Origin of the sequence: Vibrio nomapromontoriensis (genome assembly GCF_050337205.1) — a bacterium.
GTDB classification, from domain to species: Bacteria; Pseudomonadota; Gammaproteobacteria; order Enterobacterales; family Vibrionaceae; genus Vibrio; species Vibrio nomapromontoriensis.
Genome location: NZ_JAKJSS010000015.1, coordinates 148,934 through 166,607 on the forward strand (window position 1 = coordinate 148,934; position 17,674 = coordinate 166,607).

The following is a 17,674-nucleotide window of genomic DNA, read 5'->3' on the forward strand; positions in this document are numbered from 1 at the left end:
CATGTCTGCTGAATTGACCCCGCTTCGTAACAAAATTGATGAAGTTGATAAGAAGATGCTTGAGCTGTTGGCCCAGCGCCTCTCTCTTGTTGAGCAAGTTGGTGAAGTAAAGAGCCAACATGGTTTGCCAATTTATGCCCCTGATCGAGAGGCGGCGATGCTGGCTTCGCGTCGTGCAGAAGCGGAGAAGGTGGGGGTACCACCACAACTTATCGAAGATATTCTACGTCGTACGATGCGAGAATCTTATGCAAGTGAAAAAGACTCTGGCTTTAAATGCTTAAATCCAGATTTACGTTCAGTGGTGATTGTTGGTGGTAACGGTCAACTGGGTGGATTGTTTGGTAAAATGTTTGCCTTATCTGGTTACCATGTGAAAGTCCTAGGAAGCCAAGACTGGGACCATGCCGATGAACTCCTTGAAGATGCTGGGCTGGTGGTGGTGACGGTACCGATTCACTTAACGGAAGGGGTTATCGAAAAACTCTCTAACCTACCCCAAGATTGCATCTTATGTGATTTAACGTCAGTGAAAAAACGCCCACTGACGACCATGTTACGGGTGCATCAAGGGCCTGTTGTCGGTTTGCATCCGATGTTTGGTCCCGATGTGCCGAGTATGGCGAAACAGGTGATTGTCTACAGCGACGGTCGTGGTGAAGAAGAGTACCAATGGCTACTTCAGCAGTTTAAAATCTGGGGAGCAAGCTTGTGTCAGATGGAAGCGGATAAGCATGATAATGGCATGACGTTGATTCAAGCGCTCCGTCACTTTACCTCGTTTGCCTACGGCCTACATTTGAGTAAAGAAAATCCAGATTTAGATACTTTAGTGACATTGAGCTCGCCCATTTACCGTCTAGAATTAGCGATGGTTGGTAGGCTCTTTGCACAAGACCCAAACTTGTACGGTGACATTATTCTTTCATCGGAAGAAAACATTGCGATGATTAAGCGTTTCCATCAGCAGTTCGGTGAAGCGTTAACCTTGTTAGATAACAAAGATAAGGCGGGCTTTGTTTCACAATTTGAGCAAGTGAGCGAGTGGTTTGGTGATTACTCTCAGCAGTTTATGTCAGAGAGTCAGAATCTCCTTAAGCAAGCAAATGATGCGATTCACCGATCTTAATAGTTGAAAAACATCAACTAAATAGAATGCATAAAAAACGCAGCGTAAGCTGCGTTTTTTAGTATTTATGGTTGAGATAGCTAGCTAGCCTTTAATGCGTATGTGCTTCTTCTGATGAAGGATCTTCGTTGCCCGCTGTTTTCATTGAGGCATCGACATAAGGTGCATTGGTTAAGTTAATCTGCAGTTTAACCACACTGGTGATCAGATCCACTAAGGGTGCCCACTGTACTTTCTTCTCTTTCTCGAACACATAATCAAAGTTTTCCGGGCTCCAATCCATTAGGTACTGCGGATTAAGTGTGCGTCCGAGAAAACGGACTTCATAGTGCAGGTGTGGCCCTGTAGAGTTACCACTATTGCCACATTGCGCGATCACGTCGCCTTTGCGAACAAATTGTCCACTCTTAGCTTTAAATCGATTTAGGTGTGCGTAAGAACTCATAAAACCAAAAGCGTGACGAATGGTCATGTAGTTGCCATAACCTTTTCGGCTTGGGCGAACGGTTTCTACCACACCATCGGCGGGTGCTAGAATTTCTTCCCCGGTTTTGCAGGTAAGATCAATGCCGGTATGCAGCTGTCTTTTGCCTGAGATGGGATTAGTTCGGCGGCCATAGGATGAGGAGATCCGTTGATAAGCCATTGGACTATCATTGGGAATCAATCTAAACATGGTTGCGCGCACTGCAGAATCAATAGCTGCTGCGTCAATTCTTTGTTCTAGCGGCATTTCTGTATCGTAGAGCTCTTCATCGACAAGACCTAGTACCGCTTCAACATCATTGACACGTTTTCCAAGGAGTTGCAGCTCGTCGCGCTTTTCTTCGAGTTCTTGAGAGAGGTCGTGGGTGGCGTTCACTTGCTCTTCAAGCTTTGCTTCCAGTACGGCGTTTTCTGTTTGTAGGCTAGACACGGTGACTTCTGTTGAGGTCAGTTCAGTCTGTGATTGTTGATACGAATAGCTCACTAAGCCAAAAGCAACGGGAAAAGCGGCTGCCATTAGAATCGCGGTATAGGTTCGCTTTCTTCCTAGACGTAGCGTTTTCTTAATCTTTCCCTGAGTTGTTGGTATAACAACCTTAATTTTATTTGGCATGATGATTTAAATTTGAACTGTCAGGATTGGGTGGGTTTATTGAAATTTTTGTGAGTTTTTACAGAAAAAGGGAAGGCAAATCACAAAAAAACAGGCCGCTATTATTAGCGACCTGAAGTGAAAACACAAGTTTATCTCAAATTCCAATGATTATTTTGAGATGCGCTTATATTTAATGCGGTGTGGTTCTGCAGCTTGTGGCCCTAGTGTTTTCTTCAACCAGTCCATGTATTCGGTATAGTTACCTTCATAGAAGTTCACTTGACCTTCATCACGGTAGTCGATGATATGAGTCGCAATACGGTCTAAGAACCAACGGTCATGCGAGATAACCATGGCACAGCCTGGGAACTCAAGCAGAGCTTCTTCAAGCGCACGTAGCGTTTCAACATCGAGGTCATTGGTTGGTTCATCGAGTAGCAACATGTTGCCACCAGCTTTAAGCAGTTTTGCAAGGTGAACACGGTTACGTTCACCACCAGATAGCTCACCGATGATTTTTTGTTGATCTGAACCTTTGAAGTTGAAGCGAGAGCAGTAAGCACGCGCTTGGATTTCAAAGTTGTTGATCTTAATGATATCTGAACCTTCAGAGATCTCTTGGAATACGGTGTTCTTGTCATTCATTGAATCACGGAACTGTTCAACCGATGCCAGTTTCACGGTATCGCCAAGCTCAATGGTGCCAGAGTCTGGTTGCTCTGTCCCACTTAGCATTTTGAATAGCGTTGATTTACCTGCACCGTTGGCGCCAATGATACCGACGATAGCCCCTTTAGGGATGCTAAAGGATAAGTCGTCAATCAGTACACGACCATCGAACGATTTGGTTAGGTTAGTCACATCAAGTACTTTGTCACCAAGACGCTCGCCTGGTGGAATAAAGAGCTCGTTGGTTTCATTACGTTTTTGGTGATCACCACTTTGCAGTTCTTCAAAGCGAGCCATACGCGCTTTTGATTTCGCTTGGCGGCCTTTAGGATTTTGACGAACCCATTCAAGTTCTTTTTCAATCGTCTTTTGACGAGCTTTTTCTTGTGATGCTTCTTGTTGAAGACGCGCATCTTTTTGCTCTAGCCAAGACGTATAGTTACCTTCCCAAGGAATACCTTCACCACGGTCAAGTTCAAGAATCCAACCTGCGGCATTGTCTAGGAAATAACGGTCGTGGGTAATCGCTACGACGGTACCAGTATAGTCAACTAGGAAGCGCTCTAGCCAAGCTACAGACTCGGCGTCCAAGTGGTTGGTTGGTTCGTCGAGAAGAAGCATGTCAGGTTTTTCTAAAAGCAGGCGACAGATAGCCACACGGCGGCGTTCACCACCAGATAGAAACTCTACTTTCGCATCCCATTCTGGCAAACGTAGCGCATCGGCAGCACGCTCTAGCGTATTGTCTAGATTGTGACCGTCTTTCGCTTGAATTAGGGCTTCAAGTTCACCCTGTTCCTTTGCTAGAGCATCAAAGTCTGCATCCGGTTCTGCGTAAGCTGCGTAGACGGCATCAAGACGTTTCATTGCGTCCGCAACATCCGATACCGCTTCTTCGACGATTTCACGTACCGTTTTTGATTCGTCTAATTTAGGTTCTTGTGGAAGATAGCCCACATTCAGTCCTGGCTGTGGACGAGCTTCACCGTCGATATCGGTATCAAGGCCGGCCATGATGCGAAGTAAAGTCGATTTACCCGAACCGTTGAGGCCCAAAACACCAATTTTAGCGCCAGGGAAGAAGCTCAAAGAAATGTCTTTAAGTATTTGTCGTTTCGGTGGCACAATTTTGCTCACTCGCGACATGGTATAGACGTATTCAGCCATTACCGATCGTTCCTAATATTCAGTCAATAGAACCTGTATTTTACACCACGCAGTCACTACCTTTCAATTTTCCTTGTCCGGCAACATGCACTCATTTTGGTACTGATGAGTCGAATCGCTCGAAATCTACTGCTATGAAGCAAAAAGAAACAAATTCTTAATGAGAAAGAGATTGGCATAAGCTTAGTAATCGTCTTAAATTGAAGATTAACCGTATCTTATATGCGTGTAGCAAGAGCGGAAAAATAATAACAATAATGTTTGTAGTGGTCGGGTTACCAGCACTTCAAAGGGATAAGGTTAGATGAATAAACAAGGAAATCGTTGCTTGCTATGGACAACGCTGTTGTCGTGTCTATTTGGGACAAGCATGGCTCAGGCACAAGATGAGGACAAATCACGGCTTAAGCAGCGAGAAGTCTACGATAAAGCGCAAGCGCTAATAGATAAAAATGACATCGCTGGCTATCAAGCATTGCGGCCATTAATCGCTGATTATCCATTAACACCCTATATCGATAATCGAGTGTTTTCGTTACAGCTGAAAGATAAGTCGGTCGCTCAGGTAAATACATTTATCGAGAGTAATCAGTCGTTTCCATTTTCTTACCGTATTCGAGCCCCTTACCTGGACCGATTAGCTCAGCAGAAGCGTTGGAGTGACCTGCTTGAGTTTCAAACTACGTATCCAAATGGCGAGCGATACCAGTGTCTTTATCATGTTGCTCAGCTAAAAACGGGTAATAAGGAAGCGGCGTACAAAGGCGCGGAGAAGCTGTGGAAGAGTGGTGAGAGTGTCTCTGATGCGTGTGATCCTCTATTTTCAGCATGGAATAAAGCGGGCTTTCGAGCCGATGAACATATCATTGAACGCATGACGTATGCCTACCAGTCACGTAATGGTTCGCTGATCAAATATCTCAATAAACAGCTTAAAACGAGTGCTGGAAAATCACAGGGTAAGCAAGTCGCCTCTTTATTTGCCTCTCCTAAAACGGTGACATCGTTCATTAATGAGTTTTTCCCTGCACCATATAAAGCGCTATTGATTGAAGCCGCCTTTCGTAAACTCGCTCGCTCTGATAGTGAGCAAGCCTATTCTTTATGGCCAAGCCTTGAGTCGAACAGCAACATTTCTGCGGATTCAAAGCAATCTATGGCGGAATATTTGGCGATGCGTTTAATTAATACTGAGTCGCCATCGGAAGCGAAATGGCGTGATTCAGTGCTAGTGAAAAGTGTCAATGACACCAATATCGAACGACGAGCGCGTCTTGCGATTCAGGAGGTAGATTGGCAAGGACTCTCGGCTTGGATAGCAAGGTTGTCTGAGGCGAAAAAGCAGAGCAGCCGCTGGCAGTATTGGTTGGCGCGTACAGAAATAGCGTTAGGGAACCCATCGGGCGGTGAGCAACGCTTGCAGGGCTTGGTTGGCGATCGGAATTTTTATAGTGCAGCGGCAGCGATCTATTTGCAGCACTCCATCGTGTATCCAATTTCTCAAGTTGTCATCGATATGGAGACGCTTGCGCCATATAAAACAAGCTTGATTCGTATTAGAGAATTAATTGATAGGGATAAGATTGCCGCCGCAAAATCCGAATGGCGCTACTTGCTGTCCCGTGTCTCTAAAGAAGAAAAAACAATGTTAGCAGCTTATGCTGGGCAGCAACGCTGGCATCATTTTACGGTAGTGGCAACGATTTCAGCAAAAATGTGGGATACCATGAACTTACGTTTTCCACTCGCCCATCGCTGGTGGTTTGATTTCTATGCGAAAGAGCTCAATATGGATAGCGTTATGCTGATGTCTTTAGCAAGACAAGAAAGCGCAATGGATGTAGAAGCCCGTTCTCCCGTAGGGGCTCGCGGGGTGATGCAAATCATGCCAGCAACGGCAAAATACACCGCTAAGAAACATAAGATTCCTTATAAAAATAGCCAAGAGCTCTATCGCGTGGGGAAAAATATTCAGATTGGTTCTCACTACTTAAATGAACTATTAGGCAATTATGAGGATAATCGCATTTTTGCTTTTGCCGCTTATAATGCCGGACCAAACCGAGTAAAACGTTGGCGTCAGCGCTCGGATGAACAACTTGATGTGTTTGCCTTTATTGAAACCATTCCATTTAAGGAAACGCGGGGTTATGTCCAAAATATACTGATGTTTCAAACTTATTATCGAGATAGGCTCGGGGTTGAAGGGGATTTTTTAACCTCGGCTGAACTGAATCACCGATACTAGACTACCAATGGTTAGGTGCTTAAGGGTAGAATACTCACTGGAACGTCTCTGATGGAAAAGTGAATGGAACCTCAATACCAAGACTGGCAACAAGTGCTGGATTTGATTCAACGAACCGATGGTCCAGAGCAACAGGCGGCATTAATGACAATGCTCCTGACTCCCGACGAAAGAGAAGCGGTGACCGCGAGGGTTAATATTTTATGTGAGCTGCTCAAAGGTGAGCTGTCTCAGCGACAGATCAGCCAAATGCTTGGAGTAGGCGTCGCCACAATTACACGTGGCTCCGCTGAAGTAAAACGCTTAAGCGACGCTAAAAAGGTATCACTGAGCGATTTGTTGCTCAAATAGTGAAGTAAAACTTAGTTTCCTGAGGTACTTATTTTCCTGAAGTACTTGGGAAATGGTCTGGATTCATAAAGGGGATCAGGGCAAGCACAAGGGCTTGATGATAAACGGAACTGCGAGTTAATTGATGATTGGTGAGCAAGGCAATAGCGCCACCTTTTTGTTTGATATTCTCTGTCCCAAACGTTGAATCCATGACATCTCCCAACTCAATATCTGGCGCAAGCTGTGCGATTACACTTGGTGGTAGCATTAAGCTTGCGCTTCGTGATTTTCCTACCTTGCCATTTGATTCTATGACCATCCATGCAAAAGTAGAGTCACCGTCTAGTCCTGCTTCAACCCCAACATAAAAATCTCCATCTTCTACCGTATGGCGGGCATTGCTTACTCGATTGCACGCACCTAATAGTGTCTCGTCGTTATTCATAGGTTGTTCAGAGACGTCACTTGGGACGCTAATACCTTGAAAGTCGAAAGCTAAGCCAGGAAAAGCGGAGTCGAAAGCACTTTTTACCGCATTGATTTTTGCTGGATTGAGTGACGCGATGACGACCTTTTGCATGATGTTCAATTCCATTTATCTAGTTAACAGACTCAATTCTAACGTAAATTTTCCTTGTTTATGTCATTAATTTTTTCCTGCAGGGTTACGCTATAAGTGAACCCGTAGAGGTTCATTAAAAGAAAATAATAATATATAGTACGATGTTCTATTTATTGCGCGCGTAATGACAAGAGATAATGGAAATGAAAATTAAAAAAGTAGTGGTAATGGCTGGTTTAATGACTTTAGTAGGGTGTCAGGCAACGCAGCGACAAAATGCAACAACAGGAGAATACGAAACGAATTCGGCAACAAAAGGTGCGGTGATTGGTGCTATAGCAGGTACTGCTGTAGGGATTGCCTCTGGTGGCGATAGTCGTGGTATTTTGCTTGGTGCTGCGAGTGGTGCTGCAATTGGGGGCGGTGCGGGATACTACTTTGACCAACAAGAAAAGGCCTTAAGACAAGAGTTGCTTAACTCCGGCGTTCAAGTCGAGCGAACAGGCGACAACCAACTGATACTTAGGTTAGAAAATGGAATCGGCTTCAATAGCAATTCTTATGCATTGAATAGCAGCATAAACAGTACATTAAAAGGTGTTGCTCGAGTGTTAGTCGAATATCCAGATACCAGTCTTGTTATCGATGGGTTTACCGATAGCTCTGGCAATGCACAGTACAATCAAGAGCTCTCAGAGAAGCGAGCTGAGCAAGTGCGCTCGTTTTTGGTTAGCCAAAATGTAGCAGCAGGACGAGCGGTTGCTCGAGGTAATGGTGAGCGATTCCCAATTTGCTCTAATTCTACTTCTGAAGGGCGAAAGTGTAACCGCCGCGTAGAGATAAAAATCATGCCGTTGAGTTAATATAACGCTGTGATAATAAATATAAACAAAGCCCCAGTGTGATGACTGGGGCTTTGCTTTTATGCGTTTAAATCGGGAATGACAGGTTTCACGTTGTCGATGGGGTAACAACCTAACACTTTTAGATACTTAGTGATTTTGATTAGCTCTTGAGTGGCAAGCTGCATTGATTCAGAGTCTTTATGTGCTTCAACATCCACATAAAACATTTCCTCCCACGGATTACCCATAATAGGGCGAGATTCTAGCTTCGTCATATTGATGTCGTAGCGTTGCAGCACGAGCAATGTTTCAACTAATGAGCCGGCTTCTTGCGAGGTCGACATAATGAAGGTCGTTTTTGCAGGGATCTGTGTAGAAACTTCGACAGGCTTTCTTGCAACAATAATGAAACGGGTATGGTTCTCTGTTTGGTTGGCAATATCACTTTGAATGGACTGTAGACCATAAAGCTTACCACTGGATGCATGGCCAATGGCTGCAACATCATCACGACCTAATTCTTGTACTTTCTGCATTGCATCGGCGGTACTTGCACATGATTCGAGAACAACGCCAGAAAGTCGGCTTAAGAATTCACTGCATTGCTGGTGCGGCTGAGGGTGTGAGTAGAGTGTTTTGATTTTCTCTAGTTGTATATCTTTAGTCGCCACCAAACAGTGATCGATAGGTTGAGTCAGTTCGCCAACAATATGCAATGTCGTGTGTTGAAGTAAATCAAACACTTCGTTGATAGAACCTGAGCTGGTATTTTCAATGGGTAGCACGCCGTAATCCGCATGACCTGATTCTACGGTTTTAATGACTTCTTTAAACTGATCGCAGTTTAGCTCTATCAGTTCGGTATTTTTACGAGAAAAGAATTCTCGGCTTGCTAAGTGAGAGTATGAGCCTTTTGACCCTAAGAAGGCAACGCGAGCAAGTGGCTTACGGCTTTGTTGCGGGTTGGCTAAATTCTGTAAGTAGTTCTGCTGTAATAAAACGGAATCTTCAATGATAGTGTGAAAGATCTTAGTAATATAAGGCGCATCGAGTTGGTATTTGTCTTTACCGTTATTGATGAGTTTGACGAGCAGTTGTTGCTCTCTTGAGGCATCTCGTACTGGCTTCGATGTTTCTACCTTACTTTTGGCCACCTCTATACTGAACCTGCGGCGTTCAGAGAGAAGTTGCAGTAATTGGTCGTCTAGTTCATTAAGACGTAGTCGAATCTCATCAAGAGAATATTTAGTATCGGTCATCGAATTATCCTTATAAAAAAGCCTCCCTTTTGGGAGGCTTTCCGTTCGTTTTTGACTTTTCTTTCGTAAACGACGATGCCCCCAAGTTTATTGGAGGAAAAAGAAGTCAAAAAGGAACGGAGGTGTGTATAACATTTCAAATTACTTTTTATTGAACCCAACCACACAATAGGGAAGCAGGCATAGACCGTCAAGCAAAAAAATAGCGCCCTTAGGCGCTATAGAAAAAATTGTGGTCGTTATTCGACTTCAGCTTCAATCTCTTCTTCGAATTCAAGTTTTTCGGAACGACGTGCTTCAGGCTTATGTCTTAATTTATTCAGTTGTCGTTCTAGCTTTTGTTCAACTTCATTGACCGCAGTGTAGAGATCTTCATGAGAAGCGGAAGCGACAAGTTTGCCTTTGGGTACCGTTATCGCAGCTTCAAATTTCATTTGTTTGTTCGGCTCTTCACTGAAAGCGGTTTGGCAACTAATGATATCAACTTGCCACTTCTCAAGTTTTTTAAACTTACTTTCAATGTGTTCACGGATTGCAGAGGTTATCTCAATATTTTTGCCAGTAATGTTTACTCTCATATGCGTTTCCTCTGTGACATCCCTTATGGGTTAACTCCAGATTACTCATTCAACAGTAAAAAAATGTGACCTAGATCACCAAAGTGGCAGGGCGTTATTCAATGAGAATTAAATGTGATCTATCGCAAAAAATCGAATGGAATCGTGTTAAAAAGGCTTTCTTTTATTCGAAAATTCATTAAATTTGAAAGAGTAATACGCTAAAAATCCACTGTTTTTGGGGCATTGTTACGACCTGAAAATCCTGCCGCACAAAAAATGCACGACAGAAAAATGTGATGTAAGTCACTCTTAATCCGTTTCTAGTCATTCAGCATCTTATAAAACGAAATATCACTATTTTTTGCTTGTTGCTCTTGCCGGATCTCTTTTAGTGACTCAAGTTGCTTGTAGATAACGAAGTAACGGTTGATATTCATCACATAGGTTACAGGCTCTGAGCTGATATTACGTCTTGCCATCAATTCTACGTTACCAAACCACTTATTTGCATCGTAGCCATGCTTTGTTGCAAGGCGCCTCATTTTTGAAATATTGCCAGGCCCTGCGTTGTAGGCGGCAAGCGACAAATAGACCTTGTCGTCCTCAGTGATAGCATCATCATTAAAATAGCGATCGCGGATAAATCTTAGGTACTTCACCCCGGCATGAACGTTGTTATCGATTTTGTTGATATTTTTGATGTTAACGTTTCTATCTCTCGCTGTACTCGGGAGGACTTGCATGATGCCGACTGCACCTTTAGGGGACACTTTGCTTTGGTCTAGTTTCGATTCTTGAAAAGCTTGCGCGGCAATCATGAGAAAATCGAATTCATATTTGTCTGCGTATTTCTTGAATAGGTCAGTCATGCCGTTTAACCGCTCAATCGACTTAGGATCGAGCGCTCTTGCAAACCATGAGGTGTTGTCTAAATATTTGTTATAGATAACATTACCAAGCAAGGTGCCTTCTTTTGCTGTTTTTATATAAGCATTCACCTGATTGGCGAGTAGCGGTGACTCTTTTCTCATTGCCCAAGCTATTTTACCATTACTTCGCAATGGCATGTCGGTATGTATATTTAAATCCTTGAACGTTTTACGCCAAAATTCGGCTTTATGGCTATCTAGAATAGTCGCTCCAATATAGCCCTGCTTTATCATTTCAACGAGCTCATAGTCTTGCAGTGTCTCCTCTAAATATTGAACAAAAACAGGAGCCAGGTTGTTGTCGGTTAATTTTTTGTTGAGTGTTTGAAGGCTTTCAAAATAGCTTGAACTTGCCCTTACCCAAACTTCTTTGCCGCTTAATGCCTCAATCGAGCTGAGATTAGGGTAGTCCTCAGAGGTAATAATCAATTCATTGATATCAGTAAGTATTGGGTTACTGAATTGAATGACATCTTCTCTACGGCTAGTAACGGTTAAGTTAGCTATGATGAGATCACCGTAACCCCGGACGAGTGATGGAATGAGATCGTCGCGAGGTACAGGAATGACTTGCACTTTTAAATGACGATATTTCTTTTTGAGTTGTTTCTCGAAATGATATAGCTGCTCAGCACCAATGCCTTTTGGCTGCCCTTTATCGATATAGTAAAAGCCAAGATCGGCAGCGACAAGTACTCGCAACACGCCACGTTTAGTCAGGCTATCTAGATCGCCAGTATAGGGATCATTAGATAGGGGAGTGAGCTCCAGTGCAACTGATGAAAAGCTAGTGAAAGCCAGCATCAAACATAATATAAATGTTTTCACATATAACCCTTGTTACTACTGTGTTAAAGGTAAATATATAAATGAAAACGATATTTTGCCAATTTACGGCATAAAAAAACGCCGCCCAACGGACAGCGTTTTTTCTATGTTTTTGTTTAAGCGTAGGTTTGACTCGTGTTTACTCTGGATTGAGTTCCATTAATGTCTCGGTGCGCTTAACTTGATCTTCCATACCTAATTTTTCATAGGCTTTCTTTTGAATCGTGAGAGATTTTCTCGCCGCTTCAGTATCTGGGAAGGTCTTTTGTATTTCTTGGCAGCGATTGATTGCGGCGATCCACGCTTCGCGGCGTAGATAAAAATCGGCGGTGGCAAGGTCGTAATTCGCTAGGCGATTTTTAAGTGCCACTAGACGCTTCTGAGAATCTTCAGCATAAGCGCTATCTGGATAACGTTTTAGTAGACGATCGAAATCAGAAAAGGCCGCTTTGACGGGTTCAGGATCTCGGTCTGAACGATCGATCTTGAAAATATCATGCATAAAGTTTCGGTCTTGGGCCATGTGAGTTAAACCTCGCATGTACAGTACCCAGTCTGAACGATTATGTGTTGGGTTTAATCGAGAAAATCGCTCTATGGTCGCTAAGCCTAAGGCTAAATCATCATTTTTGTAGTAAGCATAAATGAGATCAAGCTGAACTTGTTCAGTATAGGCGCCAAAAGGGTAGCGAGAATCTAGCGCTTCCAAGCGCTCAATAGCCGAAGTCCAATTACCACCTTGTAGTGATTCTTGTGCTTCTGAGTACAGTTGTGATGGTGGGACATCTGGAACGGTGACTTCTTTGTCAGCACAACCAAACAGCAAAGCTAGGGAAAGTAAGCTTGTCAGTTTAAGCAGTTTCATACTAAAACGAGATTCCTTGACGTAAATATTTGTCAGTCTCCATTACTTTTCACTCAAGTAACAGATACAATGTTGGGATACATTATCCACACTAGTGGTTACTTAGTCCCAAGGTTTTTTAAAAAGTTCGATATGGCTCAGCAGATTGAATTAACAAATACAATAAAAGACAGCCAGTTAGGTCAAAGATTAGACCAAGCTGTTGCTGAATTATTCACAGATTTTTCTCGCTCACGCTTAAAAGAGTGGTTACTTGAGGGAAAAATCTCCGTAGATGGAGAGGTTATCACCAAGCCGCGTACTCGCGTAATGGGTGGAGAATCGATCACAATTCAAGCTGAACTAGAAGATGAAGAGCGTTTTATTGCGCAAGACATTCCTCTAGACATCGTGTTTGAAGATGATGACATCATTGTGATCAATAAGCCAAGAGATTTCGTTGTTCATCCAGGAGCAGGCACTCCAGACGGCACGGTATTGAATGCACTATTGCATCATTTCCCTGCGATCGCTGAAGTTCCGCGAGCGGGTATTGTCCACCGCTTGGATAAAGATACAACAGGTCTTATGGTTGTCGCGAAAACGGTTCCTGCACAAACACGTTTAGTTAGAGCGCTGCAAAAGCGTAATATTACACGTGAATATGAAGCGATCGCGATCGGTAAAATGACTGCGGGTGGCATGGTCGATAAAGGCATTAGCCGTCATGCGACTAAGCGAGTGTTAATGGCAGTGAATGAACTGGGTAAACCAGCGGTCACTCACTATCGAGTTGCAGAGCACTTCCGAGAGCATACGAGACTTCGTCTACGCTTGGAAACTGGGCGTACTCACCAGATCCGTGTACACATGTCTTACTTGCAGCATCCGCTATTAGGTGACACTGCTTATGGTGGTCGTGCGCGTATTCCTAGAGGCGCAAGTGAAGAGTTAACGTCGATGATTCGTGCGTTTGATAGACAAGCTCTGCACGCTGTGATGTTGAGATTTGCTCACCCAGTTTCTGGAGAGGAGATGGAGTTCCATGCACCAATCCCTCAAGATATGGTCGTCATGACAGAAGCATTGAGACAAGATGCCAAGCTTAATAAGGAAGAGGACGACTACTAGTGTCCACGCTTCAACCAACTTGGGTCACTCATCCTTCCATCACTTCCGTGACGTCAACGCGAGAGGAAGGGGGTTCGAAAGCCCCTTTTGATGGATTGAATATCGGTACCCATGTTGGTGACTGTGCATCAGATGTGATGATGAACCGTCAAAAGCTAATGGAGAGGGCAAGTATGCCTTCTTCACCTATCTGGCTAAATCAAACCCATTCGACAACTATCGCCATTATTACCTCCTCTACGAATGACGTGATTGACGCGGATGCGGCTTTTACTCGCCAGCCTAATGTTGTGCTATCTGCAATGACAGCGGATTGTTTACCCATACTGCTTGCTTCCAAAGACGGAGATGAGATTGCTGCTGTTCATGCAGGATGGCGGGGGTTGGCTGATGGTATTGTTGAAAATGCGATAGATTGCTTCGCCGGAGATATTCAAGCTTGGATTGGTCCAGCGATTAGTCGTGATGCTTTTGAGGTCGGAGACGATGTCAAGAATGTGTTTTGTCGACTAGACACTAGATTTGAGCTTGCGTTTCAAGCGAAGAAAGAGCCGGGCAAGTGGCTAGCTGACCTTGCATTTATTGCCCAACTCAAATTAGAACGAGCAGGAGTGATGGATATTACGCAAAGTGGTTTATGCACGTATGCTGATCCTAAACGTTTCTTTTCCTATCGTCGTGATGGTCAAACGGGCCGAATGGCGAGCTTTGTTTGGATCAATCGCTGATTTTTATCTCTTAATCTTGAAAAATGCCTGCCGTGTAACCATCTTAATTTCATATAACGTCGTATGTCATTTGAGGGGGTTGCTATGCGCCTTGACCGTTTTACTAGCAAATTCCAAACCGCTATTTCTGATGCTCAATCTCTCGCGCTAGGGAGAGATCACCAATATATCGAACCTGTTCACTTAATGGTTGCCTTGCTTAACCAAGAGGGCAGTTCAATTCGTCCCCTGCTAACCATGCTTAATGTAGACGTGGTTCAGTTACGTTCAAAATTAGGTGAACTGCTAGATAAGTTACCTAAAGTGACAGGAGTCGGCGGCGATGTTCAGTTGTCTAGTGCAATGGGACAACTCTTCAATCTGTGCGATAAGGTGACGCAAAAACGTCAAGATACTTATATCTCATCAGAAATATTCTTATTGGCTGCCATTGATGATAAAGGTCCCTTAGGACAACTATTGAAACAAATGGGCCTATCTGAAGCGAAAATTAATCAAGCTATTGAACAAATTAGAGGCGGTCAGAAAGTTGATGACCCCAATGCAGAAGAGAAGCGACAAGCATTAGAAAAGTTCACTATTGATCTTACTGAGCGAGCTGAGCAAGGTAAGCTGGATCCTGTTATTGGTCGTGATGATGAGATCCGTCGTACGATTCAAGTCTTACAGCGCCGAACTAAGAATAATCCCGTGATTATCGGCGAACCCGGTGTGGGGAAGACGGCCATTGTTGAGGGACTTGCCCAACGCATTATTAATAATGAAGTACCAGAAGGGTTACGAGGGCGCCGCGTGCTTTCTCTTGATATGGGATCGCTTATCGCGGGTGCCAAGTACCGTGGAGAATTTGAAGAGCGTTTGAAGTCGGTACTGAATGAGCTTGCCAAAGAAGAAGGCAATATTATTCTGTTCATTGATGAACTGCATACCATGGTTGGTGCAGGTAAAGGTGAAGGGGCGATGGATGCAGGGAATATGTTAAAACCTGCACTTGCCCGAGGTGACTTACACTGTGTAGGGGCAACGACATTAGATGAGTATCGTAAATATATTGAGAAAGATGCTGCGCTAGAGCGTCGCTTTCAAAAAGTTATCGTTGATGAACCTTCTGTTGAAGATACCGTTGCGATCTTACGTGGTTTGAAAGAAAGATATGAACTACATCATCACGTAGAGATTACGGACCCGGCAATTGTTGCGGCGGCGAGTCTATCACACCGCTATATTACCGATAGACAATTACCAGATAAAGCGATTGACCTGATCGATGAAGCTGCATCGAGCATTCGATTACAAATAGATTCAAAGCCGGAATCTTTAGATAAATTAGAACGCAGAATTATTCAGCTGAAAATTGAACAGCAAGCCCTTAAGAATGAACAGGATGAGGCGAGTGAAAAGCGTTTAGTCATTCTTAATAGTGAATTAGTAACGAAAGAGCGTGAATACGCTGAACTTGATGAAGTCTGGAATGCTGAGAAGGCAGCCTTATCGGGTACGCAGCATATAAAAACAGAATTAGAACAAGCTCGAATGGATATGGACGTTGCCCGTCGTGCTGGTGACTTAAATAGAATGTCCGAACTTCAGTATGGGCGTATTCCTGAGCTGGAAAAGCAACTTGACTTAGCAACCCAAGCTGAAATGCAAGAAATGAGTCTATTGCGAAATAAAGTGACTGACGCGGAGATAGCTGAAGTACTGTCCAAACAGACTGGGATCCCAGTTTCCAAAATGTTGGAAGCAGAAAAGGATAAGCTATTGCGGATGGAAGAAGTGCTGCATAAGCGAGTCATAGGGCAGGCAGAAGCGGTTGAGGTTGTCTCAGATGCTATCCGACGCAGCCGAGCGGGTCTATCTGATCCTAACAAACCAATAGGTTCATTCCTTTTTCTTGGTCCAACAGGCGTAGGTAAAACTGAACTTTGTAAAACACTGGCGAACTTTATGTTTGATAGTGAAGATGCAATGGTCAGAATCGATATGTCTGAGTTTATGGAAAAACATTCTGTTGCTCGTTTGGTCGGCGCACCTCCAGGTTATGTTGGTTATGAAGAAGGAGGTTATCTGACGGAGGCTGTTCGTAGAAAACCTTATTCGGTAATTTTGCTTGATGAGGTAGAGAAAGCGCACCCAGATGTGTTTAATATCTTACTGCAGGTTTTAGACGATGGTCGTTTAACAGATGGACAGGGGCGTACGGTAGATTTTCGCAATACCGTCGTGATTATGACATCAAACCTTGGTTCATCTCGAATACAAGAAAACTTTGCTGTGCTGGATTATGAAGGGATCAAAAGAGAAGTTATGGAAGTCGTGACATCACACTTCAGACCCGAATTTTTAAATCGAGTAGATGAGAGTGTTGTATTCCATCCGTTGGGTGCGAAGCATATTGAATCTATCGCAGCAATACAATTAGAGCGCCTAGCGCAGAGAATGGAAGACAGTGGCTATCAGCTTTCTGTTTCAAAACAAGCGCTCGAGTTTATTGCCAAAGTTGGTTTTGATCCCGTATATGGAGCGAGACCATTAAAAAGGGCGATACAGCAAAGTGTTGAGAACCCACTGGCCAAAGAAATTCTTGCCGGAAAGCTCGACCCATCTAAGCCAGTGAGGCTGATCGTGAATAATGATAATGTCATTGCTAGTCAATAACTCACTCTAAACCGTCAAAAAGGGAGCGTTAGCTCCCTTTTTGTATTTTAAATAGACGCTTTGATGGAATTGTGTGCGAACGAGCGTTAATGTACATTTTTGTTTGATTTAGTACTTGCCAAGACGGAATCCTTCCCTATAATGCGACCCCACTGAGACGGGAAAGGTTCAACAAAAACCAATAACGATTCAGTAGGCTATCAAGCTCAATGAGCTTAGAAAAATAAGTTTTAAAAAGTGTTTGACACTGAGACTTATCTAGCTAAAATGGCCGTCCGTTTCGAGTAAGGCTCGAAACAAGCTCTTTAACAATATAGACCTATATCAATCTGTGTGGACACTTGTTGATGATAATCATTATGTTTACTTATGCTTTAGCAGAGATAAACAACTTCTTCGGAAGTAAAATGGTTTTCAATGAACACGTGACCTAAGGGTAGTAAGTTCGCTTACTGTCACACAGTCAAAATTCATTATCGTTCTGTTGGAACGATAATAGCTTTAAAATTACTTCTTACTTTTTTAAGTAAGGGACAGTTTTGAAGTCAGTATTCATTGAGCCGACAAAATCTTAAATTGAAGAGTTTGATCATGGCTCAGATTGAACGCTGGCGGCAGGCCTAACACATGCAAGTCGAGCGGAAACGACAACATTGACCCTTCGGGTGATTTGTTGGGCGTCGAGCGGCGGACGGGTGAGTAA

Annotated in this window: 14 protein-coding genes, 1 rRNA gene and 1 other annotated feature; of the genes, 8 read left to right on the forward strand and 7 right to left on the reverse strand. The window is 43.6% G+C overall.

Annotated elements, in window-relative coordinates; genetic code table 11:
- The first annotated feature begins 1 nt into the window (after nucleotide 1).
- Nucleotides 2-1,129, forward strand: a complete 1,128-nt coding sequence (gene tyrA, locus L4D05_RS19180) for a bifunctional chorismate mutase/prephenate dehydrogenase (protein WP_428794952.1) — start codon at nucleotides 2-4, stop codon at nucleotides 1,127-1,129.
- A 91-nt stretch (nucleotides 1,130-1,220) separates the two neighbouring features.
- On the opposite strand, the gene L4D05_RS19185 is transcribed toward tyrA, so the two are convergent.
- Together L4D05_RS19185 and ettA are read right to left on the reverse strand one after the other, a co-directional pair.
- Complete coding sequence (locus L4D05_RS19185; RefSeq protein WP_428794953.1) at nucleotides 1,221-2,228, reverse strand: M23 family metallopeptidase; 1,008 nt, start codon at nucleotides 2,226-2,228, stop codon at nucleotides 1,221-1,223.
- Nucleotides 2,229-2,378: 150 nt separating this feature from the next.
- On the reverse strand, nucleotides 2,379-4,046 hold the full coding sequence (gene ettA, locus L4D05_RS19190; RefSeq protein ID WP_265676388.1) for an energy-dependent translational throttle protein EttA: 1,668 nt from the start codon (nucleotides 4,044-4,046) through the stop codon (nucleotides 2,379-2,381).
- A 304-nt stretch (nucleotides 4,047-4,350) separates the two neighbouring features.
- Here ettA and L4D05_RS19195 point away from each other — a divergent pair, with 304 nt between their 5' ends.
- Together L4D05_RS19195 and trpR are read left to right on the forward strand one after the other, a co-directional pair.
- Nucleotides 4,351-6,294 carry a transglycosylase SLT domain-containing protein gene (locus L4D05_RS19195; protein WP_428794954.1) on the forward strand — a complete coding sequence of 648 codons (1,944 nt, stop codon included), beginning with the start codon at nucleotides 4,351-4,353 and terminating at the stop codon, nucleotides 6,292-6,294.
- 63 nt (nucleotides 6,295-6,357) lie between these two features.
- Complete coding sequence (trpR, locus tag L4D05_RS19200; RefSeq protein WP_250617546.1) at nucleotides 6,358-6,645, forward strand: trp operon repressor; 288 nt, start codon at nucleotides 6,358-6,360, stop codon at nucleotides 6,643-6,645.
- 28 nt (nucleotides 6,646-6,673) lie between these two features.
- Here the strand turns inward: trpR and yjjX are convergent, their stop codons facing one another.
- Nucleotides 6,674-7,207, reverse strand: coding sequence for an inosine/xanthosine triphosphatase (gene yjjX / locus L4D05_RS19205; protein WP_428754607.1), 534 nt, complete (start codon nucleotides 7,205-7,207; stop codon nucleotides 6,674-6,676).
- A gap of 185 nt (nucleotides 7,208-7,392) precedes the next feature.
- Between yjjX and L4D05_RS19210 the strand changes: the two genes are divergently transcribed.
- Nucleotides 7,393-8,052: a YiaD family glycine zipper/OmpA-like lipoprotein gene (locus L4D05_RS19210; RefSeq protein WP_428754608.1), complete on the forward strand. Its 660-nt coding sequence runs from the start codon at nucleotides 7,393-7,395 to the stop codon at nucleotides 8,050-8,052.
- A gap of 59 nt (nucleotides 8,053-8,111) precedes the next feature.
- Here L4D05_RS19210 and pheA read toward each other — a convergent pair whose 3' ends face one another.
- The 4 genes from pheA to bamD all read right to left on the reverse strand — a co-directional run bounded on the left by pheA (nucleotide 8,112) and on the right by bamD (nucleotide 12,475).
- The gene (gene pheA / locus L4D05_RS19215) at nucleotides 8,112-9,293 is read right to left on the reverse strand and encodes a prephenate dehydratase (protein ID WP_428754609.1); all 1,182 of its coding nucleotides are present in this window, start codon (nucleotides 9,291-9,293) and stop codon (nucleotides 8,112-8,114) included.
- 11 nt (nucleotides 9,294-9,304) lie between these two features.
- Nucleotides 9,305-9,426, reverse strand: a sequence feature (Phe leader region).
- 106 nt (nucleotides 9,427-9,532) lie between these two features.
- Nucleotides 9,533-9,871 (reverse strand): ribosome hibernation-promoting factor, HPF/YfiA family, encoded by a 339-nt coding sequence (gene hpf, locus L4D05_RS19220; RefSeq protein WP_250617550.1) that lies wholly within the window; start codon nucleotides 9,869-9,871, stop codon nucleotides 9,533-9,535.
- 302 nt (nucleotides 9,872-10,173) lie between these two features.
- A complete protein-coding gene (locus L4D05_RS19225; protein ID WP_428794961.1) occupies nucleotides 10,174-11,586 on the reverse strand; it encodes an MltF family protein in 1,413 nt (470 codons plus the stop codon).
- A 163-nt stretch (nucleotides 11,587-11,749) separates the two neighbouring features.
- Entirely contained in the window at nucleotides 11,750-12,475 is a 726-nt protein-coding gene (gene bamD, locus L4D05_RS19230) for an outer membrane protein assembly factor BamD (RefSeq protein WP_428754610.1), read from the reverse strand.
- A 132-nt stretch (nucleotides 12,476-12,607) separates the two neighbouring features.
- Here bamD and rluD point away from each other — a divergent pair, with 132 nt between their 5' ends.
- The 4 genes from rluD to L4D05_RS19250 all read left to right on the forward strand — a co-directional run.
- Nucleotides 12,608-13,585: a 23S rRNA pseudouridine(1911/1915/1917) synthase RluD gene (rluD, locus tag L4D05_RS19235; RefSeq protein ID WP_428794955.1), complete on the forward strand. Its 978-nt coding sequence runs from the start codon at nucleotides 12,608-12,610 to the stop codon at nucleotides 13,583-13,585.
- Nucleotides 13,585-14,313, forward strand: coding sequence for a peptidoglycan editing factor PgeF (gene pgeF, locus L4D05_RS19240; protein ID WP_428794956.1), 729 nt, complete (start codon nucleotides 13,585-13,587; stop codon nucleotides 14,311-14,313). The genes rluD and pgeF overlap by 1 nt, the downstream gene beginning before the upstream one ends.
- 84 nt (nucleotides 14,314-14,397) lie before the next feature.
- Nucleotides 14,398-16,971, forward strand: a complete 2,574-nt coding sequence (gene clpB, locus L4D05_RS19245; protein WP_428794957.1) for an ATP-dependent chaperone ClpB — start codon at nucleotides 14,398-14,400, stop codon at nucleotides 16,969-16,971.
- Between the two features lie 573 nt (nucleotides 16,972-17,544).
- Nucleotides 17,545-17,674: ribosomal RNA gene (locus tag L4D05_RS19250) — 16S ribosomal RNA — on the forward strand; the annotation flags it as partial.

Bases quoted from the DNA above. Each gene is read 5' to 3' on its own strand.
- bamD (WP_428754610.1), bottom strand. From the start codon at position 12,475: ATGAAACTGCTTAAACTGACAAGCTTACTTTCCCTAGCTTTGCTGTTT.
- clpB (WP_428794957.1), top strand. From the start codon at position 14,398: ATGCGCCTTGACCGTTTTACTAGCAAATTCCAAACCGCTATTTCTGAT.
- hpf (WP_250617550.1), bottom strand. From the start codon at position 9,871: ATGAGAGTAAACATTACTGGCAAAAATATTGAGATAACCTCTGCAATC.
- ettA (WP_265676388.1), bottom strand. From the start codon at position 4,046: ATGGCTGAATACGTCTATACCATGTCGCGAGTGAGCAAAATTGTGCCA.
- yjjX (WP_428754607.1), bottom strand. From the start codon at position 7,207: ATGCAAAAGGTCGTCATCGCGTCACTCAATCCAGCAAAAATCAATGCG.
- pheA (WP_428754609.1), bottom strand. From the start codon at position 9,293: ATGACCGATACTAAATATTCTCTTGATGAGATTCGACTACGTCTTAAT.
- tyrA (WP_428794952.1), top strand. From the start codon at position 2: ATGTCTGCTGAATTGACCCCGCTTCGTAACAAAATTGATGAAGTTGAT.
- rluD (WP_428794955.1), top strand. From the start codon at position 12,608: ATGGCTCAGCAGATTGAATTAACAAATACAATAAAAGACAGCCAGTTA.
- L4D05_RS19225 (WP_428794961.1), bottom strand. From the start codon at position 11,586: ATGCTGGCTTTCACTAGCTTTTCATCAGTTGCACTGGAGCTCACTCCC.
- L4D05_RS19195 (WP_428794954.1), top strand. From the start codon at position 4,351: ATGAATAAACAAGGAAATCGTTGCTTGCTATGGACAACGCTGTTGTCG.
- trpR (WP_250617546.1), top strand. From the start codon at position 6,358: ATGGAACCTCAATACCAAGACTGGCAACAAGTGCTGGATTTGATTCAA.
- L4D05_RS19185 (WP_428794953.1), bottom strand. From the start codon at position 2,228: ATGCCAAATAAAATTAAGGTTGTTATACCAACAACTCAGGGAAAGATT.
- L4D05_RS19210 (WP_428754608.1), top strand. From the start codon at position 7,393: ATGAAAATTAAAAAAGTAGTGGTAATGGCTGGTTTAATGACTTTAGTA.